Origin of the sequence: Amycolatopsis sp. cmx-4-54, assembly GCF_046548895.1 — a bacterium.
GTDB lineage: Bacteria > Actinomycetota > Actinomycetes > Mycobacteriales > Pseudonocardiaceae > Amycolatopsis.
This window is the reverse complement of record NZ_JAEBEJ010000003.1, coordinates 374,442-397,429: the sequence shown is the minus strand read 5'-3', so window position 1 is coordinate 397,429 and position 22,988 is coordinate 374,442. Positions and strand designations below refer to the sequence as shown.

Below are 22,988 nucleotides of genomic sequence, written 5' to 3'. Positions count from 1 at the left end.
GTCAGCCGACCGGCGGCTCGAGGGGCTGCCGGTCCTCTTCCTTGTGCGTGGCCCGCATGACGAGCCAGTTGATCCCCCACAGCACGATGCCGACGCCGAGCAGGATCGCGGCGACCTTGTAGTCGCGCGCGGGCCGCCCGGACAGCGGCGTCACCAGGTAGAGACAGAAGATCGCGGCCAGCACCGGGATGATCGTCGGCGCGCGGAAATGCCGGTGCGCCGCCTTCTCCTTGCGCAGTACCAGGACGGCGACATTGACGATGGCGAACACCGCCAGCAGGAGCAACGCCGTCGTACCGCCGAGCACACTGATGTCCACAAAGGACACAAGGCCGATGGCGATGACACTGGTGAACACGATCGCCACCCACGGGCTGCGGCGGAACGGGTGCACGGTGCCCAGCTGCTTCGGGATGATCCGCTGGTTCGCCATGCCGTAGAGCAGACGGCTGGCCATCAGCATGTTGATCAGCGCCGAGTTGATGACCGCGAAGAGACCGATCGCGGAGAAGATCTCGCGCGGGAACCCGGGGGCCCCGACGTCGAGCACCTTCAGCAGCGCGCTGCTCTTGGCGGCCTCCAGTTCGTCGGCGGGCACCAGCAGCGAAGAGGTCACGGAGACCAGGATGTAGATGGTCGCGGCGATGACCATGCCCCACAGCATCGCCTTCGGGAAGATCCGGATCGGGTCCTTGCACTCCTCGGCCATGTTCACCGAGTCCTCGAAACCGACCATCGCGAAGAACGCCAGCGACGTCGCCGAGGTGATCGCCACCAGCATCGTCTGGTTCTCGGTGTCGAACTCGACCAGCCGCGACGCGTCCCCGCTGCCGTTCAGCACCGCCCACACGCCGACCCCGATGATGATCAGCAGACCGCCGATCTCGATGCAGGTCAGCACCACGTTGGTCTTCACCGATTCGGAGACCCCGCGGAAGTTGATCAGCGCGAGCCCGATCACGAACAGGATCGCCACCAGCGGCATCGGCGCGGTGATGAATTCCTTGAGGTAGGTGTCACCGAAGGCCTTCGCCGCCGACGAGGCCGACGTGATCCCCGAACACATCACCGCGAACGCCACCATGAAGGTGAGGAAGCGGATCTTGAACGCCTTGTGCGTGTAGAGCGCGGCCCCCGCCGCCTGCGGGTATTTCCCGACCAGTTCCAGGTAGCTGAACGCGGTCATGATCGCGACCACGAACGCGATCAGGAAGGGAAGCCAAAGCGCGCCGCCCACCCGGCCGGCGACCTGTCCGGTGAGCGCGTAGACGCCCGTCCCGATGATGTCCCCCACCACGAAGAACAGCAGGAGTTTGGAACCCATCACCCGCTTGAGGCTCGGTTGGCCGGCGGGGCCGGCCTGTTCTGTTGTCGTCGTGTCCGCCATGCGGCAAGAGTGTGCCGTATCACGTCTGGGGCCGACAGTCCGGTTTGGTCAGTTCTTCGTCACGGGTTGACGAAGCACGCCTTTGGGCAATTCCGTCAGTTGGCGTCGACCGCGGTCTTCACCAGCGGGAGCATCATGTCCTGCGTCATCTTGGTCGGTCCGGTGTAGTTGACCAGGACCGGCACGTTGTCCACGAGTTCGGCGGCCGCCAGTGTCGCGGTCTTGTTGTCGTCGGTGTAGTAGATGGCGCCTTCACCGACTCCGGCGACGTCCTTCGCGTTCGGCTTGGCGTTCTTCAGCGCGGCGACCATCTCGACCGGCTTGATCTTGTTGCCCTCGAAGCGGGTCACCGCGAGCGCGCCGATCTGCTTGCCGGCGGCCGAGAAGACACAGCTCTTGGCCTTGCCGCCGTTGGCGGCGTTGTCCTGCACCGGGCCCGGCGCCGACGTCACTCCCTGGATCGACACCGCCTTGCCGACCGCCTCGGCGGACAGCAGCGCGCACGGCTCCTTCCCGCCGGTGCCGCCGGAGGAAGCGGCCGAAGAACTCGGCGCGGCGGAAGGAGCGGGAGCCTGGCTCGACGGCTTGGCCGCGTTGTCCGTTTTCCCGTCCCCGGACGAGCAGGCGGAAAGGGTCGCGATGACAGCGGCGAACAGGATGATCGCCCGTGAAATACGCATGGACCCGACGATAGCCCGAACCGGCTCAGTTCACCGGGGCCCGGTACCGCCAGAACGACGGGATGAGCAACGCCGCGCCGATGACCAGCACGATGACCAGGACCCCGCCACCGGAGGCCGCGGCGGCCGTGCCGACACCGGCGGCGGCCCAGCCGTGGGTGAGGTCGGCGATCCGCGGGCCGCCCGCGACGACGACGGTGAACACGCCCTGCAGCCGTCCGCGCATCTCGTCGGTGGTGGCGAGTTGCAGGATCGACATGCGGTAGATCGCGCTGACCATGTCGGCGGCACCGGCGAGCGCCATGAAGAACACCGCGAGCCACAACGAGTTCGCGAGTCCGAAACCGACGACGGCGGCGCCCCAGACGCAGATCGAGACGATCACGCCGACGCCCTGTTTGCGGATCCTGGTCAGCCAGCCGGAGAAGAGGCCGATCAGCATCGCGCCCGCGGGGAGCGCGGCGTACAGCCAGCCCAGCGCCGGGCCGCCGCCGGGCGGGTCGCCGAAGGTGCGCTCCGCCATCTCCGGGATCAGCGCGCGCGGCATGCCCGCGACCATCGCGATGATGTCGACGAGGAACGAGGCCAGTAGGATCTTCTGGGTCGCCAGGTATTTGAAGCCGTCGATGATGTCGCGGATCCCGGCCCGGCGGGCGATCTCGCCGAGCGGCGGGATCGGGGGCAGCTTCCAGACCGCGATGAGGGTCAAGGTCAAGGCGACGACGTCGATCAGGTAGAGCGTCGAGAGACCGAGGATCGGGATCAGCGAACCGGCGAGCAACGGGCCGAAGACCGCGCCGAAGGTGGACATCGTGCTGCTCAGCGCGGTCGCCGGCGCGATCAGGTTGTCCGGGACCAGCCGGGCGACGACGGCGCCGCGGGTCGGCATGTTGATCGCGAAGAACGCCTGGTTGACCGCGAGCAGGCCCAGGACGAGCCAGACGGAACCGAGGTTCAGGAACGCCTGGAGCCACAGGACCGCCGAAGTGAGGGTGATCCCGACGTTGGTGACGAGCAGGAGCTTGCGGCGGTCGACGGCGTCCGCGATGGCGCCGCCCCAAAGACCGAACACGAGCAGCGGGATCAGCGCGACCAGGCCGGTCAGGCCGACGTACGCCGACGAGCCGGTGAGGTCGAAGACCTGTTTGGGGACCGCGACGGCGGTGAGCTGGCTGCCGACGGCGGTGACCGCGGTGGACAGCCACAGACGGCGGAACGCGGGGATCTTGAGCGGCCGGGTGTCGACGACGATCGAGCCGACCAGCTTGCGGACACCTTTGCGCTGGTCAACCCCCACGTCGTCACTCACAACCCGACAGCTTAGCCGCGCTAACTAACCATCCGCGCGCGATTTACGTCACCGGCTCACGCCGAGGACCCGGCCGATCGCTGCCTCGAGCAGGTTGCGAAAGCCACTTTCGCAACCTTCAACGTTGCGAAAGCCACTTTCGCAACACCAGACCACGACCACCCCAGCGCCCCACACCCCAGCGACCAAGCCTCACGCGACCGACCCAGGGGCCGAGCCTCAAGTAACCCAGACTCAAGCGCCCCAGCCCCAAACCCAAGCGACCCAGCCTCACGTAACCCAGACTCAAGCGACCCAACGGTCTCCCGGGAGCGCGCCAGCGCGACGGGGAGACTTCACCGTCGCGCGCCTCTTTCGGGCCGAAGGCCCCCGGAAACGCGACGAAGGGGCGCCCTCCGCTCCCAACGCGAGTTGCAAGCGATCCGGGCGCCCCTGCGGCGCGTTTGCGGAAGCGCGCGACAAACATCACGGCGCGACAAAAAATTACGGCGCGACGCGCTCGATCTGCCAGCCGTCGTCGGTGCGGACGTAGCGGAGCCGGTCGTGCATGCGGTCCTCGCGGCCCTGCCAGAACTCGACGACGTCCGGCCGGATGCGCCATCCGCCCCAGTGCGGCGGGAAGGGGATCTTCTCGACGTCGGCGAACCGGCGCTCGATGCCGTGGAGCGCGTTCTCGAGGGCACGGCGGCCGTCGACGACGCGCGACTGCGGCGACGCCCAGGCCCCGAGCTGCGAGCCGCGCGGGCGGGACGCCCAGTACTCGGCGGTCTCGGCGACGTTGACCTTTTCCACCTCGCCGCGCACGTGGACCTGACGCTGCAGGGCGTACCACGGGAAGGTGATCGACGCGTAGCGCGTCGCGGTGAGGTCGTGGCTCTTGGTCGAGGTGTAGTTCGTGTAGAAGACGACACCGCGCTCGTCGAGCCCCTTGCACAGCACGGTCCGGGAGGACGGCCTGCCTTCCGGGTCGGCGGTGGCGAGCACCATCGCGTTCGGTTCGGGGATCCCGGCGGAGACGGCTTGGTTCAGCCAGTCCTGCAACTGGGCGGTCCAGGTCTCCGCCAGCGCGGACTCGTCGAAGGCCGCCCCTTCGTAGGCCACCCGCATCCCGGGCAGGCGAACGACGGCGTCGTCGGCGCCCTCTTTGATCTCCGGCATCATCCGCCAAACCTCCGTACCCGATCGGGGCCATGACTTCGGCTTTGCCGCCGACGGTATTGCCTCGAAGGCGGCGGCGAAACCCACTGAACGGTGACACCCGCCACCCCTGCCCGATCATCTGTGTGTAGCCGCTGGACCGCAAGCCGTCACCTCCCCGTTACCTGACGGGACCTGATCGATCAAGGTCGATCGTCGGTCGTTCCGTCCGCCCGCGAAATCACGCCCGGCTTCACAAAGGAGGATAAACCGCCTGCACAGGCCGGGTCGGCAAGGAATTGACGCCGCGCCATCCGCTTTTGTTTCGTCGATATTTCGGGACTCCGCGAACAATTCTTCCGGCATTCGCGGCGACGCCGGCGCCCGCCCCGGTCAATTCTGTCGATTGACAGAAATTACCGCCCTCGGCACATCTCCGGGAGATGTGCCAGACGACGGCGCGAAGGCCGGCAATTCGCGTCCCGAAACCGGCCTTCGCGCCCTCTGCCGTGCTGTCAGTTCGTGACAGTGAACTCCGCCCGGACGATCCAGCCCCAGCAGTCGTACGACGCCGGGTACCGCCCCGGCACCGTCCCGACCGGACCGTCGCCGCGCAACGCGACACCGATGCCGCCGGTGCCGCCGTCTCCCACCACCCGCAAGGGAATCGGCGCGCCGAGTCCGTCCGCGACGAGCGTCGTCGCGAGCTCGCCCGCCCCCGACGGGCGCAGGCAGTAGATGTCCGCGGTGACCGTCCCACCTGCGACGACGGCCTTCGGGTTCACGACCAGACTGGACGGTCTGGTCGCGTTCGCCTGCCCCGCGCCGGCCAAAGTGGACAAGATCGCCACCCCCGCGACGCACGACGCGGCCGCACGAAATTTCATCCTCTGCTCCCTCCGGAAATTTCCACCCGCCACCCGATGGACGTACGGCGCCAGGCACCGGGTTGCCCACCGGACGAGAGTTCGCCCTTGGGGGCGAACGGCCGGATTTAGCAGAATGTGACAGCGAATCGGGCAAGAGCCGACGATCACACTAGGTAGACCTTGCGCCACTCGATAGGATCGCCGCCGAGAGCAACGGGGTGATCACCTCTATCCAGAGTGTTCAGAGGTTTTGATGGGACGGCCGGGTGTGCGGCCGCGCCATCGCCATTACCGGCCGGGCTTCCGCGAGGGAGTTCGACACCGGTCGATCAGTCCTGCGCTCGAACAGCCGGAACTTTCCACGCCCGAGTTACTCCCCTTCCCCAGGAGTGCGTTGTGATTTCCCGTTCCCGCCGTCTCATGACGGCGTTGTTGTGCGCCCTTTCGCTGGTAGGCGTGACCGCCCTTTCGGCTTGTTCCGACAGCACGGCCGCCTCCGGCAGCAAGGTCACCATCGGTTACAGCGCCTGGCCGGGCTGGTTCCCGTGGGCGGTCGCCCAGGAGAAGGGCTTGTTCGAGAAGAACGGCGTGAACGTCGACCTGAAGTGGTTCGACAGCTACACCGAGAGCATCAACGCCCTGTCCTCCGGCGCGATCGACGCGAACAGCCAGACCCTGAACGACACCCTCGCCTCGGTCAGCGGTGGCGCGAAGCTGTCGGTCGTGCTGGTCAACGACAACTCGACCGGTAACGACAAGATCATCGCGCGCCAGGGCATCACCGGCGTCGCCGACCTCAAGGGCAAGAAGATCGCCGTCGAGCAGGGCACTGTCGACCACTACCTGCTGCTGCTCGCGCTGCAGGAGGCGAAGCTGACCGAGAAGGACGTCGAGCTGGTCCCGCTGCTGACCGACGCCGCCGCGGCCGCGTTCGTCGGCGAGCAGGTCGACGCCGTCGCCGCCTTCGCGCCCTTCACCACGAAGGCGCTCGAGCGTCCCGGCAGCCGCGCGATCGCGACGTCCGCCGAGTTCCCCGGCGCCATCCCCGACCACCTTGTCGTCTCCGAGCAGATGTCGAAGGAGCGCAAGAAGGAGGTCCAGGCGCTGGTGAACACCTGGTTCGAGACCGTCGGGTGGATCAAGCAGAACCGGGACGAGGCCGTGCGGATCATGGCCAAACGCGGTGCGGTGTCGGTCGAGGAGTACAACAGCTACGACGCGGGCACCACGATCTTCACCAAGCAGCAGAACCTCGACGCGTTCACCCCCGGCGTCACCCCCGCCCACCTGAACTTCCAGGCCGGGAGGATCGCCGAATTCATCGTCTCCAACGGCCTCGCCCAGAGCAGGCCGAACTTCGACGGGCTGTTCGACGACCAGTACGTCAAGGCGGTGAAGTGAGCGCCACGGACGCGTCGGGGCGCGCCGCTCAGCGGACGGACACCGCCGACGAGGCCGAAGCGCATCGCCTCGAAGACGAACAGCGGCTCGCCGAGGCGCAGGAGGAGCGGCGCGGCACGCGACCGGACTGGTCACCGCTGCCCCGCCGGGCGGGCCTCAAGCCGAACGCCTCACCGCTGCTCTCGCTCCGGACGCCGATCCCCGCGCGCTGGCGGTGGACGCTGGCGGTGGCCTCGTTCGTCATCCCGCTCCTGATCTGGGTGACGCTGAACGCGCTGGGCACGATCAAGCCGATGTTCCTCCCGACGCCGGTCGCGGTGTTCGACGCGCTCCTGAAGATGATCGAGTCGGGCGAACTGTTCAGCGACCTCTGGGCCACCACCCAGCGCGTGCTGCTCGGCTTCGGGCTCGCGATCCTCGTCTCGGTGCCGCTCGGCATCGTGATGGGGACGTTCGACGCGGGGCTGGCACTGTTCGAGCCGGTCATCGCGATGCTGCGCTATCTGCCGGCGAGCGCGTTCATCCCGCTGCTGATGATCTGGCTCGGTCTCGGCGAACCGTCGAAGGTCGCGGTCCTGTTCCTCGGCACGGTCTTCTTCAACACGCTGATGATCGCCGACGCCGTCCGCGGGGTGCCGCGTTCCCTGCTCGACGTGTCGTACACGCTCGGCGCGCGGCGCGGCGAGGTCCTGCGCAAGGTGATCGTCCCGCACGCGCTGCCCGGCATGATCGACGCGACCCGCGTCAACGCCGCGGCCGCGTGGAACTTCGTGGTGGTCGCCGAACTGATCAACGCCACCGCCGGCCTCGGCCTGCGGATCATGCGGGCGCAGCGGTTCACCCAGACCGACCGGATCTTCGCGCTGCTGATCGTGATCGGCCTGCTCGGGCTGGTCATCGACATCGCTTTGCGGCTCCTGCGGGCCCGGGTCGGGAAGTGGGCGGCATGACGCTTCAGCTCAAGGCCGTCGCCAAGGACTACACGGTCCGCGGCGAGACCACTCGCGCGCTCGACGGGATCGACCTCGACATCACGCGCGGCGACTTCGTCTGCGTGGTCGGCGCGAGCGGGTCCGGCAAGTCGACCCTGCTGTCGCTGATCGCGGGGCTGACCGAGCCGACCGAAGGCCTGATCACCCTCGACGGCGACGCCGTCACCGGGCCTGGCCCGGATCGCGGGCTGGTGTTCCAGCACGGCGCGCTGTACCCGTGGCGCACGGTCGAGAGCAATGTCGCGTTCGGACTCGAACTGCTGAGCCTCGACAAGGCCGAACGGGCGCGCCGGATCGACTGGTATCTCGGCGAGACCGGCCTCGGCCACCTGCGGAAGTCGTTGCCCAAACAGCTTTCCGGCGGGCAAAAGCAGCGGGTCGCGATCGCGCGGGCGCTGGCGTGCGAGCCCGACGTGCTGCTGCTGGACGAGCCTTTCGGCGCGCTGGACGTCCAGACCAAAGAGGACATGCAGGTCCTGATCCGCCGGATCTGGACCGACACGCACACCACCGTGCTGATGGTGACCCACGACGTCGAAGAGGCCGTGTTCCTCGGCCGTCGCGTCGTGGTGCTGGCCTCGGATCCGGGCCGGGTGGCCGCCGACATCGTGGTCGACCTGCCCGCGGAACGCGAGCTCGCGGTCAAACGCGCGCCGGAGTTCGTCGCGCTGCGCGCGTCCATCGAAGACCTCGTCCGGGAGCAGCACCGCGGACACCTCGGGCGGAGCCGGGGAGAAAGGTGACCATGAGGCACGGGAAGTCCCGGCCGGAACGCGGGTCGCGGTCCGGATTGCTCGGCAGACTCGGTATCCGGGGCAAGCTCAACCTGCTCCTGATGCTGCCGCTGACCGCCGTGGTCCTGGTGTCGGTGCCCTACGTCGCCGGGGAGATCGACGACGCCCGGTCCGCGCGCACCACCGCCGACGTCGCGTCGCAGGCCCGAGCGCTCGGCACGCTGGCCTGGGAACTGCAGCGGGAACGGCTGCTGACGGCGCACTACATCGCGTCTTCGTCGGCGAGCAGTTCGGCGATGCTGAAGCAGCAGAGCGTCGTCGCGGACACGGTGAACCAGGTGCGTTCGCAGCTGAGCGCCGACGCGCCGGAGGAACTCGCGGCGGCGCTGGTGCGCATCGGTTCGCTGAACGAGATCCGGGAGAACGCGCTCCGGCGCGGCGCCTCGCTCGACAGCGTGGCGCGGACGTATCACGCGGTGATCGACGCCGTCATCAACTCGCTTCGCCTGGTCCCGCAGCAGACCAGTGACGCCGCGGGCACCCAGCAGCTGACCGCGCTCGACGCGCTGCTGCGCGCGAACGAGGAGAACTCGTTGCGCGGGGTGGCGTTGATCATCGTGCTGGTCACCCCCGAATCGGGCGCGCCGGTGCTGGCCGACGCCAAGCAGCAGTCGTCGCTGTTCCTCGAACGGTTCGTGCAGCAGGCCGACGTCACCCAAGCCACGCAGGTCGTCGCGGTCGAGGAGGGCGACACGGGCCGCCGGGTCGACGCGCTGGAAGCCAGGATCGCGGAGGCCCGTGGCCCGCAGGCCGTGCAGAGCCTGTTGCCGGACATCCTCGGTGCCGTCGACGCCCAGTCGAACCAGCGACGCCTCGCCCAGGACGCGGTCACCACCGGGATCACCGACGCCGCGACCGCGCGAGCCGACGCCGCGCAGAACCTGGCGTGGACGATCGGTATCGGCGCCGGTGTGCTGTTCCTGCTGGTCGGTGGTCTCGCGATCGCGGTCAGCCGGTCGATCGCGGATCCGCTGCGGAAGCTGACCACGGCGGCGACGTCGGTCGCGGACCTCGCGAGTACCGAACTGGTCCGCGTCACCGACACCGAGCAGGCCGAAGAACTCGCGCCGCGGCTCGCCACCATCGACGTGTCCTCACAGGACGAACTCGGCAAGCTGGCCGAAGCGTTCAACCGGGTGCAGGCCACCGCGGCCGAACTGGTGGAACGGCAGGCCGTCACGCGGCGCAACGTCGGCCTCATGTTCGCCAACGTCGCGAAGCGCACGCAGAACCTGGTGGGCAGGCAGCTGGCACTGGTCGACGAACTGGAGCGCAACGAGCAGGACGTCGCCCTGCTGGCCAGCCTCTACCGGCTCGACCACCTCTCCACCCGCCTGCGCCGGAACGCGGACAACCTCCTCGTCGTGTCGGGAAACCGCGACGAGGCGCGGATTTCCGGCCCGATCGAGCTGTCGACCGCGCTGCGTTCGGCGCTCGCGGAGATCGAGGACTACCAGCGGGTCCGGCTCGGCTCGATGGGCGACGTCCTGCTGTCGTCGCCGTTCGGCTCCGATCTGGTGCTGATCTTCGCGGAGCTGCTGGAGAACGCGACGTCGTTCTCCCCGCCGGAGTCCTTTGTGGACGTCGGGACGAAGATCCTGCCCGACGGCTCCTGCCTGATCGTGATCGTGGACCAGGGCATCGGCATGACCGCGGAACGGCTCGCCGAGGAGAACCGGCGGCTGGTCGAACGCGAGCGGCTCGAACTGGCGCCGACCAGTGTGCTCGGGCTGTTCGTGGTCGGACGGCTCGCGCGGCGGCACGGGCTCAAGGTCGAACTGACCGAGACCGAGCCGGGAGCGGGGATCACCGCGCGGCTCACCGTCCCGCCGAACCTGCTGACGTATCGGCAGCCCGTGCCGAAGTCCGTCCCCGCGCCGCCGGTGTGGCCGACGGCGGAACCGAGCGACGAGCCCGAGCCGCCGTCCCTGCCCGCGCCGCGGGCGAACGCGACCGGACACGAGCCGCCGACGCTGGCGATCGCCGGGATGATCCCGCGCGACGGCATGCGTCCCAAGGACTTCCGGTGGTTCCGCAAGACCGACGGGGAGTTCCCGGAACCCGCGCCGGCTCCGGTACCGCTGCCGGCGCCGGTGCCCGAACCGGCGCCGGTGTACCAGGCACCCGCGCCGACGCTCACCGCCGCCGATTCCGGCGAGACCCGCGGCGGGCTGCGGCGGCGAGTCAAGGGCGCGCAGCTTCCCGGAGCCCCCGAAGCACCGTCGCGGCAGAAGTCCAGGCATGATCCAGAAGCGGCCAAGGCGGCCTTCGACGGCTTCGAGGCCGGGCTCGCGAAGGCCACCGCACCGCCGGCAGCAGCCGCAGCGCCGGTGTCGATGCCGACCCCGACACCGGTGCCCGCCGCCTCGCGCGGCGGTCTCACCAGAAGGGTCCCCGGCGCGCAGCTGGCGCCGGGGCTCGCCAAAGGTCCGGCCGCGCGGCACCAGACCGCGCGGGCGGCGCTGAACACCACCAAGCCCAAGGGCATGCGTGACCCCGAGGCCGAGCGTGCCGCGTTCGACGCCTTCAGTGACGGGTTGGAGAAAGCCGTCAACCCGGAGATGGAACAGAGAGAGAAGAGCAAGAGATGACGACCGGAGTCAGCGTCGAAGCCCGGAATTTCAACTGGTTGGTGACGCGCTTCGCGCAGAACACGGCGAGTGCGATGGGTGCGATCGCCGTCTCGGCGGACGGCCTGCTGATCGCGATGTCGTCCGAGCTGGAGAGGGCCAACGCCGACCGGCTGGCCGCGATCTGCTCGGCGATGCTCGGCCTCGCGCACGGTGTCTCCGAGAGCCACCCGCTCGGTTCGCCCGACAAGATCATCATCGAGCTGGAGCAGGGCTACCTGCTGGTCTGCACGATCAGCATCGGGTGCTCGCTCGGCGTGCTCGCCACCAAGCAGGCCAGCCTCGGCACGATCGCCTACGAGATGGCGATGTTCGCCAACCGCGCGACCGAGGTGCTCACCCCCGCGCTGATCGAGGAACTCAAGAAGAGCGTCGGCAGCTGAACTGACGAGGGGACAAGGGAATGAGCGACGACCAGGTACCTCAGCCGCGGGGCGCCGAACAGGGCATCTCGCCGCTACGCCCGTATCTGCTCACCGCCGGCCGCGCGCAGCCGGTGGACGGCACGCTCGAAATCGAGGCTCAAGTACTCACGAGCAGGCTCGGCGCGGCGTCGCACGCGAGGCTGACCTTCGAACGACGGGAGATCGTTTCCCTTTGCCGGGAAACGAAATCCGTCGCCGAAGTGGCGGCGATGCTCGGCCTGCACATCGGCGTGGCCAGGGTGCTCGTGGCGGATCTCGCCGCACTCGGCTACGTCGTGCTCCGTCGCCCGGCCGGTGCCTTCACCCAGGACCTCGGCATGATCGAAAGGGTCATTCGTGGACTCGAAGCAATTCGCTGAACCGGCGCCTGCCAAGCCGCCGACACCGGTCAAGATCGTCATCGCGGGCGGGTTCGGCGTCGGCAAGACGACCACCGTCGGCGCGATCTCGGAGATCAAACCGCTGACCACCGAGGCCGCCATGACCTCGACCGGCGCGGCCGTCGACGGCACCGGCGAGAACGTGCCGTCCAAGACCACGACCACGGTGGCGCTGGACTTCGGCTGCATCACCATCGACGAAGAGGTGAAGCTGTACCTCTTCGGCACGCCGGGACAGGACCGATTCGGGTTCATGTGGCACGACCTGGTGCTGGGCGCCCTCGGCGCGCTCGTCATCGTCGACACCCGGCGGCTCGACGACTGCTATCCGGCCGTCGACTACTTCGAGAAGGCCGGATTGCCGTTCGTGGTCGGGGTGAACGTCTTCGACGGCTCGCTCAAGCACGACCTCGAAGACGTGCGCTGGGCCCTCGCCGTGGGCGAGGACGTCCCGCTGATCACCTTCGACGCACGGCAGCGCCTCTCGGTCCGAGACGCGCTACTGGCCGTACTGCACAACACATTCCGGCGGGCCTCCACCGTCTCCTGACGCGTTTCGTCCTCTGAATGCGGTACTTGCGCGCGCAAGGACCGCGTTCAGAGGACGAAACGCGGGGGTCAGGAGGGCCGGGTGATGGCGGCCAGCATCAGGGCCCGGAGTTCGGCGGCGACGTCGGCGACCGGAAGCGGCGGGGTGTGCGCCTGCCACTCGCGCAGCAGACCGGTCGCCGCGCCGACGAGCGCGATCGCCGTCAGGCGGTAGTCGCGATCCGGCGCCACCCCGTGCGCGGCGGCGTGCCGGGCCTCGGTTTCGATGAACGCGGCCCACCGGTCGACCCATTCCTGGTGCTGTGCCTCCAAAGCGGCGCTGACGCCGACGGCCTCGACGTAGTTCAGCCGCGGCATCCGGGGATCCGACGTCACCGTGCCGACGAAGACGTCCAGCAGCGTCCCGATCCGGGTGACCGCGTCGGCGTCCTCCAGCCGCTCCAGGGTGCCGGTGACGTGCTCCAGCGCGAGCGCGTTGATGCGCTCGTGCAGGGTCAGCAGCACCTTCTCCTTGCTCTCGAACTCCTCGTAGAAGTTCCGCGTCGAGACGCCGGCACGGGTGCACAACTCGGTGATCTTCGCCTGCCGGTAACCCGTCGAGGTGAACAGGTCCAAGGCAGCCGAGAGCAGGCGTTCACGCCGCTCGGCGCGCCGCTGCTCGGGCGCGACCCCGCCGTAGGTGCGGGCCACTCGACCTCCCCCGATTCGGTAACAGGGATTGCCAGATGCTAGCAACACCGCCTACATTGCGAAAATCTCGATTACCAAACTGGAGGCTGTAATGCGCCTGGCGCTTCGGACAGTTCTGGTCTCAGCCCTGGTAGCCACCCTGATCGGCGCGCCGGCCGCGCAAGCCGCGCCGAGCGCGCCCGGGGACCTGGTCGACTACAAATCGGTCGTCGCCACCGCCCCGGCGAAGGCCTGGAAACTCCACTACCGCTCCACCTCGGCGACGGGACAGCCGAACACGGTGTCGGGCATCCTGCTGGTCCCGCACACGCCGTGGACGAAGGGCGCCCGCCCGCTGGTCAGCTACGCCGTCGGCACCCACGGCCTCGGCGACCGCTGCGCGCCGTCGGCCCGGCTGACGAACGGGTCCGAGAACGAAGTCCTCCTGATGAGCCAAGCGCTTTCGCGTGGCTGGGCGGTCGTCGTGACCGACTACGAGGGCCTCGGCACCCCCGGCACGCACACCTACGCCGTCGGCCAGTCCGAAGGCCGGGCCGTCCTCGACGCCGCACGCGCCGCGTCGCGGGTCCCCGAAGCGGGCCTGTCGAAGACCGGACCGGTCGGCGTTTTCGGTTACTCGCAAGGAGGCCAGGCCGCGGCCTTCGCCGGTGAGCTCCAGCCGTCCTACGCACCCGACGTCAACCTGGTCGGCGTCGCGGAAGGTGGGGTCCCGGCGGATCTGAACGCGGTCCTGAAGTTCAACGACGGTGGGCCGGCGTTCGGCCTCGTACTCGGTGCCGCCGTCGGTTACGCGACCGCTTACCCGGAACTGCCGTTCAACGAGGTGCTCAACGCGAAGGGCGAGAGGATCGTCGCGAAGGTCAAGGAAGCGTGCACCGTCGAACTCGGCGCCGCGGCGCCTTTCGCGCGGCTCAACGACTTCACGACCGTGCCGAACGTTTCGTCGGACCCGCGCTGGCAGGCCCGGCTCGGCGAGAACCTGGCGGGCAAGACCAAACCCGGCGCGCCGGTCTTCCTGTACCACGCGTCGCTGGACGAACTGATCCCGCTTTCGGTCGGCAAGGGCCTGCTCGACCGCTACCGCGCCCTCGGCGCCGACGTCACCTGGCAGGAGTTCCCGCTGCTGGAGCACATCGGCGGCGTCTCGGCGGGCGGTCCGGTCGCGATGGCCTGGCTGGGCACCAAGTTCTGACGGGCGAGAGTGACGCGAAAGCCACTTTCGCAACCTTGAAGGTTGCGAAAGTGGCTTTCGCAACGCTTTCCGCCGTCACACGAGCCCACCGGCCCCTCCGGTGCGAAGCAAGGGACCTTTAGTACCGCTAGCTCTACTAGCAACGCTAGCGGACCGGCGGCACGCTGCCTGAACGGACATCGCCCGTGATCAGACGGACGACACATGTGATTAAAGGGACGACACACGTGATTGGACGGACGACACGACCGAGGCCGGATCTCACCCGCGTGTCGTCCGTCCAGTCACGCGTGTCGTCCGTCTGATCACGCGTGTCGTCCAGTCGCGACCGGCGCTACGCGGTCTCGAACATCCGGAGCGCGGTCACGGCATCGTGAGCCAGCGACGTCGTGAGTATCCCACCGGCCGCCAGGGACGTGCGGGACCACCACTCACCCGAGGCGGCAGGCAGTGAAGGGCCGCCCACGACGAGGTCGGTCGCCAGCACCCGCCGTCCCGCCAGATGCGCGAGACTGAGGTCCAAAGTGGAATCTCCGATCTCCAGCGTCTGCCGCAACACCGGGATCTGTCCTCGTGTCACCTGCTGTGTCGTCACCAAGGACCCGGGTCGCTCACCCGCACGCCCCAGGACCAACACCTCCCGCGTGTGCAGGTACGCGTCGGCCGCCAGGGACGCTTTGAACACGGCGGCGTGCCGAGCGCGAGCGGTCACCACGGTCGGCTCCGGCAGATACTCCAGCGAACCGCCGTCCTCCACGACAACGTCCACAAGGGACGAACTTCCCTCGCCGTGCAGACCTGGCAACGCGATCGTCGCCGCGACCCCGGAAAGCCGCAGCGAAGCCCCGGCGCCGACGCGGATGGTCAGCTTCAGCTCGTCACCGCCCAGGGGCGACGTCGCCGAGTTGACCAGGCGCACCACCGCCGTCGCACCGGTGCCCCGTTTGGGAAGGAGCGTGAGCGGCGCCATCGAGCGCAGCTCACGCAGTACGGTCCGGCCGCCCTCGAAGCAGGCGGTCAGCCGCGCGTGTGCCTTCACCCCGCGCGGACCGGGAGCAGCGAGCGGACCCAGTCCGCCACCGCCGGCGCGTTCGGAGTGTCCACAAGGGACTGGGTGATCACCGGCAGCTCACCCCGCATCCGGTGCGCGTCCGAGGTCATCACGGCCATGTCCGCGCCGACCAGATGCGCGATGTCGATCTTGTTGATCACCAATAGATCCGCCGTCGTGACGCCCGGCCCGCCCTTGCGCGGCACCTTGTCACCACCGGCGACGTCGACCACGAAGACCTGGCTGTCCGCGAGTCCCCGGCTGAACACCGCGGTGAGGTTGTCCCCGCCGCTTTCGATGATCACCAGATCCAGTCCTGGGAAGCGCTCCTCCAGCCGTTCGACGGCGTCGAGGTTCGCGGTGATGTCGTCCCGGATCGCGGTGTGCGGGCACGCGCCGGTCTGCACGGCCTCGATCCGTTCCGGGTCGAGCACTCCCGCCTTGCGCAGGAAGTCGGCGTCTTCGGTGGTGTAGATGTCGTTGGTGACGACGGCGAGGTTCACCTCGTCGCCGAGCGCCCGGCACAGCGCCGCGGTGAGCGCGGTCTTCCCGCTCCCCACCGGCCCGCCGATCCCGATCCGGTAGGCGCGCCCCGCGGTCGGCGCCTGCTCGAAGTGGTCGGGTTCCGCGGCGGCCGGGTCGAAGTTGACCGGGTGGACGTGCCCATGACCGTGACCATGTTCAGCTGGCAAAGAGACGCACCTCTTCCTGGTGATGCCGGGCGTGTGCCTCGGCGAACAGATCGAGCGCCGGAGAACCCGGCGCCGGGAGATCGGCCGGATCGTCGCCCGCGACCTCGGCCGCGCGCAGGGAAACCTCCCGGACCTCTTTCGCGAGCCGGGCCACGACCGCGTTGACGGCGAACGGGTCGAGACCGAGCAGCCGCACGGCCGCGCTCGCGGGTCCGCTGATCGCGAGGTACGCCACCGCCATCGCCGCGTCGAAGGGCACTCCGATCAGCGCACCGGCGACCACCGGATGATGAGGTCGCGGGGTTTCCTTCAACAGCTGGGAAAGCACCGGCGACGGCCATGCCGCCTTGCCCGCCCTGGCCGTCCCGCGACCTTGTGCGCGGGACGCCTCGCGCTGGGCGAGCGACGGCGTCCTGGCGTCGAGTTCGACGTCGAGCCGCCGCCAGTGTCCACTCTGGACATTCCGCGCGGCGGCGTGCGCCGACGCGGCCGCGAACACCGCGACCAGCGAGCCGGCCGTGCGCAAGCGCCCGGCGAGGAATCCCGGAAGGTCGCGCTCATGCGTGATCAGCTTCCGGGTGACGGCCTCTTCAAGCCCGCCGGAATGGACGTGCCCGCCCCCGGGGAACCGGGAGTCGGCGAGGATGATCGCTGAAAGATCCATCAGAACAAGAAATACCTTTGCGCCATGGGCAGTTCGGTCACCGGCCGCGGCTCGATCAGATCTCCGTCGACGTGCACCGCGAAGCTGTCCGGATCCACCCGGATGTCCGGCGTCGCGTCGTTCAGCACCATGTCGGCCTTGCCCCGCGAGCGCGTGTTCGAGATCGGCACGAGCTTCCGCGTGATGCCGAAGCGCTCCGCCACCCCGCTTTCGAGTGCTTCCGGTGCCACGAAATGGAAGCTGCTCGCGGCGGCGACCACCGGGACCGCGCCGAACATCGGCCGCGCGAGCACCGGCTGCGGCGTCGGGATGGACGCGTTCGCGTCACCCATCGCCGCCCACGCCGGGAAGCCGCCCTTGAGCACCACATGCGGCCGGACCCCGAAGAACTTCGGCTCCCACAGCACGAGATCCGCGAGTTTCCCGACCTCCACCGAGCCGATCTCGCGCTCCATGCCGTGCGCGATCGCGGGGTTGATCGTGTATTTGGCGACATAGCGACGAGCCCGCAGGTTGTCGGCCGCACCGTCGCCGGGCAGGGCACCGCGCCGCCGTTTCATCACGTGCGCGGTCTGCCAGGCCCGGATGATCACCTCGCCGATGCGGCCCATCGCCTGCGAATCCGAGCTCATCATGGAGATCGCGCCGAGATCGTGCAGGACGTCCTCGGCCGCGATGGTCGTCGGCCGGATCCGGCTTTCGGCGAACGCCAGGTCCTCGGGTACCGATGGGTTCAGGTGGTGGCAGACGACGAGCATGTCGAGGTGCTCGTCGAGGGTGTTCGCGGTGTGCGGACGGGTGGGGTTCGTCGACGACGGCAGGATGTTGGGCAGCCCGGCGACTCCGATGATGTCCGGCGCGTGCCCGCCGCCCGCACCTTCGGTGTGGTACGCGTTGATCGAGCGGCCGCGGATGGCGTCCACAGTGGACTCCAGGAAGCCCGCTTCGTTCAGGGTGTCGGTGTGGATCGCCACCTGGACCCCGGATTCGTCGGCCACGGTCAGGCACGCGTCGATCGCGGCCGGCGTGCTGCCCCAGTCCTCGTGGAGTTTGAACCCGCCCGCGCCGGCGACGAGCTGTTCCCGCAGCGCTTCGTGCCGGACGGTGTTTCCCTTGCCCAGCAACAGGACGTTGACCGGCTGACCGTCCATCGCCTGCAGCATCCGGCTGAGGTTCCACGCGCCGGGGGTGACGGTGGTGGCCTTGCTGCCTTCGACCGGGCCGGTCCCGCCGCCGACGAGCGTGGTGACCCCCGACGCCAGAGCGGTGTCGGTCAGCTGCGGGCAGATGAAGTGGACGTGGCAGTCGATCCCGCCCGCGGTGAGGATCTTCCCGTTGCCGGACAGTACTTCCGTGGACGGGCCGACGACCAGCGCGGGGTCGACGCCGTCCATCGTGTCCGGGTTGCCCGCCTTGCCGATGCCGGCGATCCGGCCGTCGCGGACGCCGACGTCGGCCTTGACGATGCCCCAGTGGTCCAGGATCACGGCGCCGGTGATGATCAGATCCGGCGCGCCTTCGGCCCGGGTCGCCATCCCCTGGCCCATCGACTCGCGGATGACCTTGCCGCCGCCGAACAACACTTCGTCGCCGCTGCCGGACGGGCCCATGCTGTGGTCTTCGGTGACTTCGATCAGCAAATCGGTGTCCGCGAGGCGGATCCGGTCGCCGGTCGTCGGGCCGAACAGTTCGGCGTACCGCTCCCGATCGATCGACGACATCAGGACTCCCGCCGCAATCCGGGCACCGCGCGGTTCCCGGCCAGCGGGACGAGGTCGACTTCGCGCTCGACGCCCGGTTCGAACCGCACCGAAGTCCCCGACGGCACGTCGAGCCGATGTCCTCGCGCGGCGTCGCGATCGAATTCGAGTCCCGGATTCACCGCCGCGAAATGGTAGTGCGATCCGACCTGGACGGGCCGGTCGCCGAGGTTCCGCACGAGCAGCCGGACCCGAGGCCTGCCCGGGTTCAGCTCGACCGGCCCGTCGCCGGTGATGATCTCCCCTGGTCGCACTCGCGGCCCTCCCCAGACGATCGGGTCGTGCACGGTGACGAGCTTCGTGCCGTCCGGGAAAGTGGCTTCGACCTGTACCGAATCGACCATCTCCGGCACTCCGTCCAGCACCTGCGCCCGCGAGAGCACCGAACGTCCGCTCGCGACGAGTTCGCTCACCGTCCGGCCGTCGCGGGCGCCCTCGAGGACGTGGTCGGTGATCAGCGCGACCGCTTCCGGGTAATTCAGCAGGACCCCGCGTTCCAGGCGTTTGCGCGCCACGTCCGCCGCGACGTGGACGAGCAGTTTGTCCCGCTCCTGGGGGCTCAGGTGCATGGGAAAGGTCTATCACCGGAAACCGCCCGCCGCCGGTTCTCGAAACACAGGATTTACGTCGGCGTCCGGTACACGCAAAGTGAACGACACCGTAACTCTTCGCGTACGAGTGGCGTTTTCACTGAATCGTTCTCGTAATCGTGACCGAAAGCACCACATCTTTCGATTGCCCCGCGCCGCGCCGTGGAGCAAAGTTTGTCCATCCGTGCGATGAGGCGCGCCTTTGCTGCGTGCATCCCGTCCACGCATGAAACACAAAGCCGGGGAATGCGCATCGAAAGGTTTCACCACAGTGAGTGCCTCCACGATCAGCACCAAGCCGTCCGACCAGGTCGACGACGGTTTCCGACCGGGTCTCGAAGGTGTGGTCGCCTTCAAGACCGAAATCGCCGAGCCCGACCGGGACGGTGGCGCGCTGCGCTATCGCGGTGTCGACATCGAGGACCTCGCCGGCAAGGTGACCTTCGGTGACGTCTGGGGTCTTCTCGTCGACAGCCGCTTCGGCCACGGGCTGCCGCCCGCCGAGCCGTTCCCGCTGCCGGTGCACACCGGCGACGTCCGCGTCGACGTCCAGGCCGCGCTGGCCATGCTCGCCCCCATCTGGGGTTACCGGCCGCTGCTCGACATCACCGACGACGAAGCGCGCGACCAGCTGGCCCGCGCCTCGGTGATGGCGCTTTCGTACGTCGCGCAGTCCGCCCGCGGCATCGGGCAGCCCGCCGTCCCGCAGACCCGGGTCGACGAGGCGAAGTCGATCACCGAACGCTTCATGGTCCGCTGGCGCGGCGAGCCCGACCCGGCCCATGTCAAGGCCATCGACGCCTACTGGGTCTCGGCCGCCGAACACGGCCTCAACGCCTCCACCTTCACCGCCCGGGTCATCGCCTCGACCGGTGCCGACGTCGCCGCGGCGCTGTCCGGCGCGATCGGCGCCATGTCCGGCCCGCTGCACGGCGGCGCGCCGGCGCGGGTGCTGCCGATGATCGAAGAGGTCGAGAAGACCGGCGACGCGGTCGGCCTGGTCAAGGGCATCCTGGACCGCAAGGAACGGATGATGGGCTTCGGGCACCGCGTGTACCGCGCGGAGGACCCGCGGGCGCGCGTACTGCGCCGCACCTGCCAGGAGCTCGGCGCGTCGCGCTACGAAGCCGCCGCGGAACTGGAGCAGGTGGCGCTGAAGGAGCTGCGCGAGCGGCGTCCGGACCACCCGATCGAGACCAACGTCGAGTTCTGGGCGGCCGTGATCCTGGACTTCGCCCAGGTGCCGCCGCACATGATGCCCGCGATGTTCAGCTCGGCGCGCACCGCCGGCTGGGCCGCGCACATCCTGGAGCAGAAGAAGACCGGGCGCCTCGTGCGGCCGTCGGCCAAGTACGTCGGGCCGGAGCCGCGTAAGCCGGAAGACGTCGAAGGCTGGGACCTGGTCGCGAAGCAGTCCTGACACGCGCTATGAAAGGTCCTTTCCTTGCAAAATTTGCAAGGAAAGGACCTTTCATAGCATCTGCGGGACCGAAGAATCGTGCCGCGCCGTCGCCGACAGCATGGCCGTGAGCTGATCGACCAGCCACCCGTCGAGCACCTCGCGCGGCACGGCCCGCTCCTGCAGCCAGCTCAGCAGCGAGCCCTCCACCACCGCGGTCCAGCAGCGCAAGGTCAGCAGGAGCATAGGCGAGGGCTCCGACACTCTCAGCGCGTCGAGGATGAGCTCGACGGCGCGGTTGCGGACCTCGTCGATCGCCGCGTCCGTCTCCGAAGTCGCGATCACCGAGCCGCTGCGCAACAGCGCGACATAGCCCGCCCGGTAGTGATCGGCGACGTCGATCAGCCCGCGGACGGCGGCCCGCAGCCGGGTTTCGGGCGGGCCTTCCTCGAGTCCGGCCAGGCCGTCGATGAGCCCTTCGGTGACCGTTTTCAGCGCTTCGACCTGCAGTTCCCGCAGGCTGGAGAAGTACCGGTAGAACAGCGGCCGCGAAACCTCGGCGCGGGCGATGATGTCGTCGACCGTGACGAGTTCGGGCGCGCGCGAGCCGAACAGGTCCAGCGCGGCGCGGATCAGGTCCTCGCGGCGCGCTTCCGGCGACATCCGGCGAGGGCGTCGGGTCACGGGGTGACGTCCAGTTTCGCCGCGGCCCGCAGCAGTCCGGGGGTGAGCCGGGAGAGGACGAGCGCGGCCTTGGCTTCCGGCGTCGACGGCTGGATCGCCTTGTCCTTCTCGACCGCGCGCAGGATGTCGCGGGCGACCTTCTCCGGGCCGAAACCGCGTTTCGCGTACAGCTTGCTGCTCGACTTCTGGCGCCGCTTCTGCTCGACGTCGTCGACGCCGACGAAGCGGGTGGTGCTGGTGATGTTCGTGTTCACGATGCCGGGACAGATCGCGGTGACCCCGATGTTCTCGGCGGCGAGTTCGGCCCGCAGGCACACGCTCAACGTCAGCACGGCCGATTTCGTGGTGGCGTAGGCGGAAAGGATCTTCGACGGCAGATAAGCGGCGGCCGAGGCGACGTTGACGATCTGGCCGCCTTCGGCTCGCTCGCGCATCTGCTCGGCGAAGACGCGGCAGCCGTGGATGACGCCCCACAGGTTCACGTCGATGAGGCGTTCCCAGTCCTTGACCGTCGTGTCGAGGAAGGGGCCGGACAGCCCGATCCCCGCGTTGTTCACGACGATGTCCGGGACACCGAACTCGGCCTTGACCTGCTGGGCGAACTTCTCGACCGCCTCGGCGTCGGAAGAGTCCACTGTGTACTCGCCGACGGTGACGCCCTTGTCCCGCAGGAGTTTCGCGGTATCCGCCGCGGCGGAGCCGTTGATGTCGGTGATGATCAGGTCGGCGCCCTTGTCCGCGAACGCGAGCGCGGTCGCGCGGCCGATCCCGCTGCCGGCGCCGGTGACCACGACGAGCTTGTGCGCGAAGCCTTTCGTCCTGGCCCGTTTGAGCGCACGGCTCTCCTCACCGCCTTCGACGTGGTCGATCAGCTCGGCGGTGGCGTCGGCGATCACCTGGGGTTTCTCACGGACCACCCAGTGCGTGCCGACGATCCGGCGGACCCGGAGATCCGGCGCCCAGCGCTCGATCTCGGTCTGCAGCGGTGTGGTGACGAACTTGTCGCCGGTGGGCGCGAGCACCTGCACCGGGATCTCGGCTTGGTGCGGCCGCGGCCGGGACAGGCGGGTGAACATGTTTGCGCGGTAGAGGTTGAGTCCGTACAGACCGTCCGAAGTGGACGGCGCCGCGGCCGCCGGGTCCATCCGGCCGATGAGCGCGCCCATCGCACCGGTGCGCCAGAGCACCTGCGGGACCAGCGGGATCTGGAAGCCGAGGATGTAGGTCGAATGCGCCCACTGGACGAGCGCGTTCTTGAGCCGTTTCGGGCTCGGGCGCACCTGCGCGCGGAACCACGCGCCGGCGTGGTCGAGGCTCGGACCGGAGATCGACGTGAACGACGCGAGCCGTCCGCGCAGCCTGTCCCCGGTGACCGAATGCCAGGTCTGGATGGAGCCCCAATCGTGCGCGAGCAGGTGGACCTTGCCCTCGGGCTGGACCTCGTCGACGACCGCGGCCAGGTCATCGGACAGCTGGTCCAGTTTGTAGGACGCGCGTCCCGACGGCTTGTCCGAACGGCCCGCGCCGCGGACGTCGTACACGACCACCCGGTAGCGGCGTTCCAGCAGGGCGGCGATGCCGTCCCACATGGACCCGTTGTCCGGGTAGCCGTGGACGAGCACCACCGTGGGCGCGTCGTCGACGCCGGTCACCCGGACCGAAAGGCGGACACCGTCGCCGGCCGTCACCCACTTATGAGACATGCTGTCATGT

At 68.8% G+C, this 22,988-nt stretch carries 22 protein-coding genes; 9 read left to right on the top strand and 13 right to left on the bottom strand.

The window, feature by feature from the left end:
* Position 1: 1 nt before the first annotated feature.
* The 5 genes from ACLJQ7_RS12150 to ACLJQ7_RS12130 all read right to left on the bottom strand — a co-directional run bounded on the left by ACLJQ7_RS12150 (position 2) and on the right by ACLJQ7_RS12130 (position 5,400).
* Positions 2 to 1,387 (bottom strand): APC family permease, encoded by a 1,386-nt coding sequence (locus tag ACLJQ7_RS12150; RefSeq protein WP_410648284.1) that lies wholly within the window; start codon positions 1,385 to 1,387, stop codon positions 2 to 4.
* Positions 1,388 to 1,482: 95 nt separating this feature from the next.
* Entirely contained in the window at positions 1,483 to 2,067 is a 585-nt protein-coding gene (locus tag ACLJQ7_RS12145; RefSeq protein WP_410648283.1) for a DUF3558 domain-containing protein, read from the bottom strand.
* Positions 2,068 to 2,092: 25 nt separating this feature from the next.
* Positions 2,093 to 3,376 (bottom strand): MFS transporter, encoded by a 1,284-nt coding sequence (locus tag ACLJQ7_RS12140; RefSeq protein WP_410648282.1) that lies wholly within the window; start codon positions 3,374 to 3,376, stop codon positions 2,093 to 2,095.
* Between the two features lie 483 nt (positions 3,377 to 3,859).
* Entirely contained in the window at positions 3,860 to 4,537 is a 678-nt protein-coding gene (pdxH, locus tag ACLJQ7_RS12135) for a pyridoxamine 5'-phosphate oxidase (protein ID WP_410648281.1), read from the bottom strand.
* A gap of 491 nt (positions 4,538 to 5,028) precedes the next feature.
* The gene (locus ACLJQ7_RS12130) at positions 5,029 to 5,400 is read right to left on the bottom strand and encodes a hypothetical protein (protein WP_410648280.1); all 372 of its coding nucleotides are present in this window, start codon (positions 5,398 to 5,400) and stop codon (positions 5,029 to 5,031) included.
* A 378-nt stretch (positions 5,401 to 5,778) separates the two neighbouring features.
* On the opposite strand from ACLJQ7_RS12130, the gene ACLJQ7_RS12125 reads away from it, so the two are divergent.
* Genes ACLJQ7_RS12125 through ACLJQ7_RS12095 form a run of 7 tightly spaced genes read left to right on the top strand, consistent with a single transcriptional unit; the run spans position 5,779 to position 12,554 of the window.
* Positions 5,779 to 6,783, top strand: coding sequence for an ABC transporter substrate-binding protein (locus ACLJQ7_RS12125; RefSeq protein WP_410648279.1), 1,005 nt, complete (start codon positions 5,779 to 5,781; stop codon positions 6,781 to 6,783).
* Complete coding sequence (locus ACLJQ7_RS12120; RefSeq protein WP_410648278.1) at positions 6,780 to 7,733, top strand: ABC transporter permease; 954 nt, start codon at positions 6,780 to 6,782, stop codon at positions 7,731 to 7,733. The genes ACLJQ7_RS12125 and ACLJQ7_RS12120 overlap by 4 nt, the downstream gene beginning before the upstream one ends.
* A complete protein-coding gene (locus tag ACLJQ7_RS12115; RefSeq protein WP_410648277.1) occupies positions 7,730 to 8,518 on the top strand; it encodes an ABC transporter ATP-binding protein in 789 nt (262 codons plus the stop codon). The genes ACLJQ7_RS12120 and ACLJQ7_RS12115 overlap by 4 nt, the downstream gene beginning before the upstream one ends.
* Before the next feature lie 2 nt (positions 8,519 to 8,520).
* Positions 8,521 to 11,160, top strand: a complete 2,640-nt coding sequence (locus ACLJQ7_RS12110) for a nitrate- and nitrite sensing domain-containing protein (RefSeq protein WP_410648574.1) — start codon at positions 8,521 to 8,523, stop codon at positions 11,158 to 11,160.
* Positions 11,157 to 11,582, top strand: a complete 426-nt coding sequence (locus ACLJQ7_RS12105; protein ID WP_005156032.1) for a roadblock/LC7 domain-containing protein — start codon at positions 11,157 to 11,159, stop codon at positions 11,580 to 11,582. The genes ACLJQ7_RS12110 and ACLJQ7_RS12105 overlap by 4 nt, the downstream gene beginning before the upstream one ends.
* 20 nt (positions 11,583 to 11,602) lie before the next feature.
* Positions 11,603 to 11,983 (top strand): DUF742 domain-containing protein, encoded by a 381-nt coding sequence (locus tag ACLJQ7_RS12100; protein ID WP_034308529.1) that lies wholly within the window; start codon positions 11,603 to 11,605, stop codon positions 11,981 to 11,983.
* Positions 11,961 to 12,554, top strand: a complete 594-nt coding sequence (locus ACLJQ7_RS12095) for a GTP-binding protein (protein WP_410648276.1) — start codon at positions 11,961 to 11,963, stop codon at positions 12,552 to 12,554. Before ACLJQ7_RS12100 ends, ACLJQ7_RS12095 begins: the two co-directional genes overlap by 23 nt.
* 68 nt (positions 12,555 to 12,622) lie before the next feature.
* On the opposite strand, the gene ACLJQ7_RS12090 is transcribed toward ACLJQ7_RS12095, so the two are convergent.
* Positions 12,623 to 13,243: a TetR/AcrR family transcriptional regulator gene (locus ACLJQ7_RS12090; RefSeq protein ID WP_410648275.1), complete on the bottom strand. Its 621-nt coding sequence runs from the start codon at positions 13,241 to 13,243 to the stop codon at positions 12,623 to 12,625.
* A gap of 91 nt (positions 13,244 to 13,334) precedes the next feature.
* On the opposite strand from ACLJQ7_RS12090, the gene ACLJQ7_RS12085 reads away from it, so the two are divergent.
* Positions 13,335 to 14,435, top strand: coding sequence for a lipase family protein (locus tag ACLJQ7_RS12085; RefSeq protein WP_410648274.1), 1,101 nt, complete (start codon positions 13,335 to 13,337; stop codon positions 14,433 to 14,435).
* A gap of 334 nt (positions 14,436 to 14,769) precedes the next feature.
* Here the strand turns inward: ACLJQ7_RS12085 and ACLJQ7_RS12080 are convergent, their stop codons facing one another.
* From ACLJQ7_RS12080 to ACLJQ7_RS12060, 5 genes are read right to left on the bottom strand one after another with little or no spacing between them, the layout of a single operon-like run.
* Positions 14,770 to 15,474: an urease accessory protein UreD gene (locus ACLJQ7_RS12080; protein ID WP_410648273.1), complete on the bottom strand. Its 705-nt coding sequence runs from the start codon at positions 15,472 to 15,474 to the stop codon at positions 14,770 to 14,772.
* Entirely contained in the window at positions 15,471 to 16,178 is a 708-nt protein-coding gene (gene ureG / locus ACLJQ7_RS12075; protein WP_410648272.1) for an urease accessory protein UreG, read from the bottom strand. The genes ACLJQ7_RS12080 and ureG overlap by 4 nt, the downstream gene beginning before the upstream one ends.
* Positions 16,168 to 16,842 (bottom strand): urease accessory protein UreF, encoded by a 675-nt coding sequence (locus ACLJQ7_RS12070; RefSeq protein WP_410648271.1) that lies wholly within the window; start codon positions 16,840 to 16,842, stop codon positions 16,168 to 16,170. The genes ureG and ACLJQ7_RS12070 overlap by 11 nt, the downstream gene beginning before the upstream one ends.
* Positions 16,842 to 18,563, bottom strand: a complete 1,722-nt coding sequence (locus tag ACLJQ7_RS12065) for an urease subunit alpha (RefSeq protein WP_410648270.1) — start codon at positions 18,561 to 18,563, stop codon at positions 16,842 to 16,844. The genes ACLJQ7_RS12070 and ACLJQ7_RS12065 overlap by 1 nt, the downstream gene beginning before the upstream one ends.
* On the bottom strand, positions 18,563 to 19,171 hold the full coding sequence (locus ACLJQ7_RS12060) for an urease subunit gamma (RefSeq protein ID WP_410648269.1): 609 nt from the start codon (positions 19,169 to 19,171) through the stop codon (positions 18,563 to 18,565). Before ACLJQ7_RS12060 ends, ACLJQ7_RS12065 begins: the two co-directional genes overlap by 1 nt.
* A 292-nt stretch (positions 19,172 to 19,463) precedes the next feature.
* Here ACLJQ7_RS12060 and ACLJQ7_RS12055 point away from each other — a divergent pair, with 292 nt between their 5' ends.
* Positions 19,464 to 20,612 carry a citrate synthase 2 gene (locus ACLJQ7_RS12055; RefSeq protein WP_410648268.1) on the top strand — a complete coding sequence of 383 codons (1,149 nt, stop codon included), beginning with the start codon at positions 19,464 to 19,466 and terminating at the stop codon, positions 20,610 to 20,612.
* A gap of 51 nt (positions 20,613 to 20,663) precedes the next feature.
* On the opposite strand, the gene ACLJQ7_RS12050 is transcribed toward ACLJQ7_RS12055, so the two are convergent.
* Entirely contained in the window at positions 20,664 to 21,254 is a 591-nt protein-coding gene (locus ACLJQ7_RS12050) for a TetR/AcrR family transcriptional regulator (RefSeq protein ID WP_410648573.1), read from the bottom strand.
* 17 nt (positions 21,255 to 21,271) lie between these two features.
* On the bottom strand, positions 21,272 to 22,963 hold the full coding sequence (locus ACLJQ7_RS12045) for an SDR family oxidoreductase (protein WP_410648572.1): 1,692 nt from the start codon (positions 22,961 to 22,963) through the stop codon (positions 21,272 to 21,274).
* Positions 22,964 to 22,988: the final 25 nt, after the last annotated feature.

What these genes read in the sequence shown, in the direction of transcription:
- ACLJQ7_RS12150 (WP_410648284.1), bottom strand. Translation starts at nt 1,387, where the DNA reads ATGGCGGACACGACGACAACAGAACAGGCCGGCCCCGCCGGCCAACCG.
- ACLJQ7_RS12145 (WP_410648283.1), bottom strand. Translation starts at nt 2,067, where the DNA reads ATGCGTATTTCACGGGCGATCATCCTGTTCGCCGCTGTCATCGCGACC.
- pdxH (WP_410648281.1), bottom strand. Translation starts at nt 4,537, where the DNA reads ATGATGCCGGAGATCAAAGAGGGCGCCGACGACGCCGTCGTTCGCCTG.
- ACLJQ7_RS12130 (WP_410648280.1), bottom strand. Translation starts at nt 5,400, where the DNA reads ATGAAATTTCGTGCGGCCGCGTCGTGCGTCGCGGGGGTGGCGATCTTG.
- ACLJQ7_RS12115 (WP_410648277.1), top strand. Translation starts at nt 7,730, where the DNA reads ATGACGCTTCAGCTCAAGGCCGTCGCCAAGGACTACACGGTCCGCGGC.
- ACLJQ7_RS12110 (WP_410648574.1), top strand. Translation starts at nt 8,521, where the DNA reads ATGAGGCACGGGAAGTCCCGGCCGGAACGCGGGTCGCGGTCCGGATTG.
- ACLJQ7_RS12105 (WP_005156032.1), top strand. Translation starts at nt 11,157, where the DNA reads ATGACGACCGGAGTCAGCGTCGAAGCCCGGAATTTCAACTGGTTGGTG.
- ACLJQ7_RS12100 (WP_034308529.1), top strand. Translation starts at nt 11,603, where the DNA reads ATGAGCGACGACCAGGTACCTCAGCCGCGGGGCGCCGAACAGGGCATC.
- ACLJQ7_RS12085 (WP_410648274.1), top strand. Translation starts at nt 13,335, where the DNA reads ATGCGCCTGGCGCTTCGGACAGTTCTGGTCTCAGCCCTGGTAGCCACC.
- ACLJQ7_RS12070 (WP_410648271.1), bottom strand. Translation starts at nt 16,842, where the DNA reads ATGGATCTTTCAGCGATCATCCTCGCCGACTCCCGGTTCCCCGGGGGC.
- ACLJQ7_RS12065 (WP_410648270.1), bottom strand. Translation starts at nt 18,563, where the DNA reads ATGTCGTCGATCGATCGGGAGCGGTACGCCGAACTGTTCGGCCCGACG.
- ACLJQ7_RS12060 (WP_410648269.1), bottom strand. Translation starts at nt 19,171, where the DNA reads ATGCACCTGAGCCCCCAGGAGCGGGACAAACTGCTCGTCCACGTCGCG.
- ACLJQ7_RS12050 (WP_410648573.1), bottom strand. Translation starts at nt 21,254, where the DNA reads ATGTCGCCGGAAGCGCGCCGCGAGGACCTGATCCGCGCCGCGCTGGAC.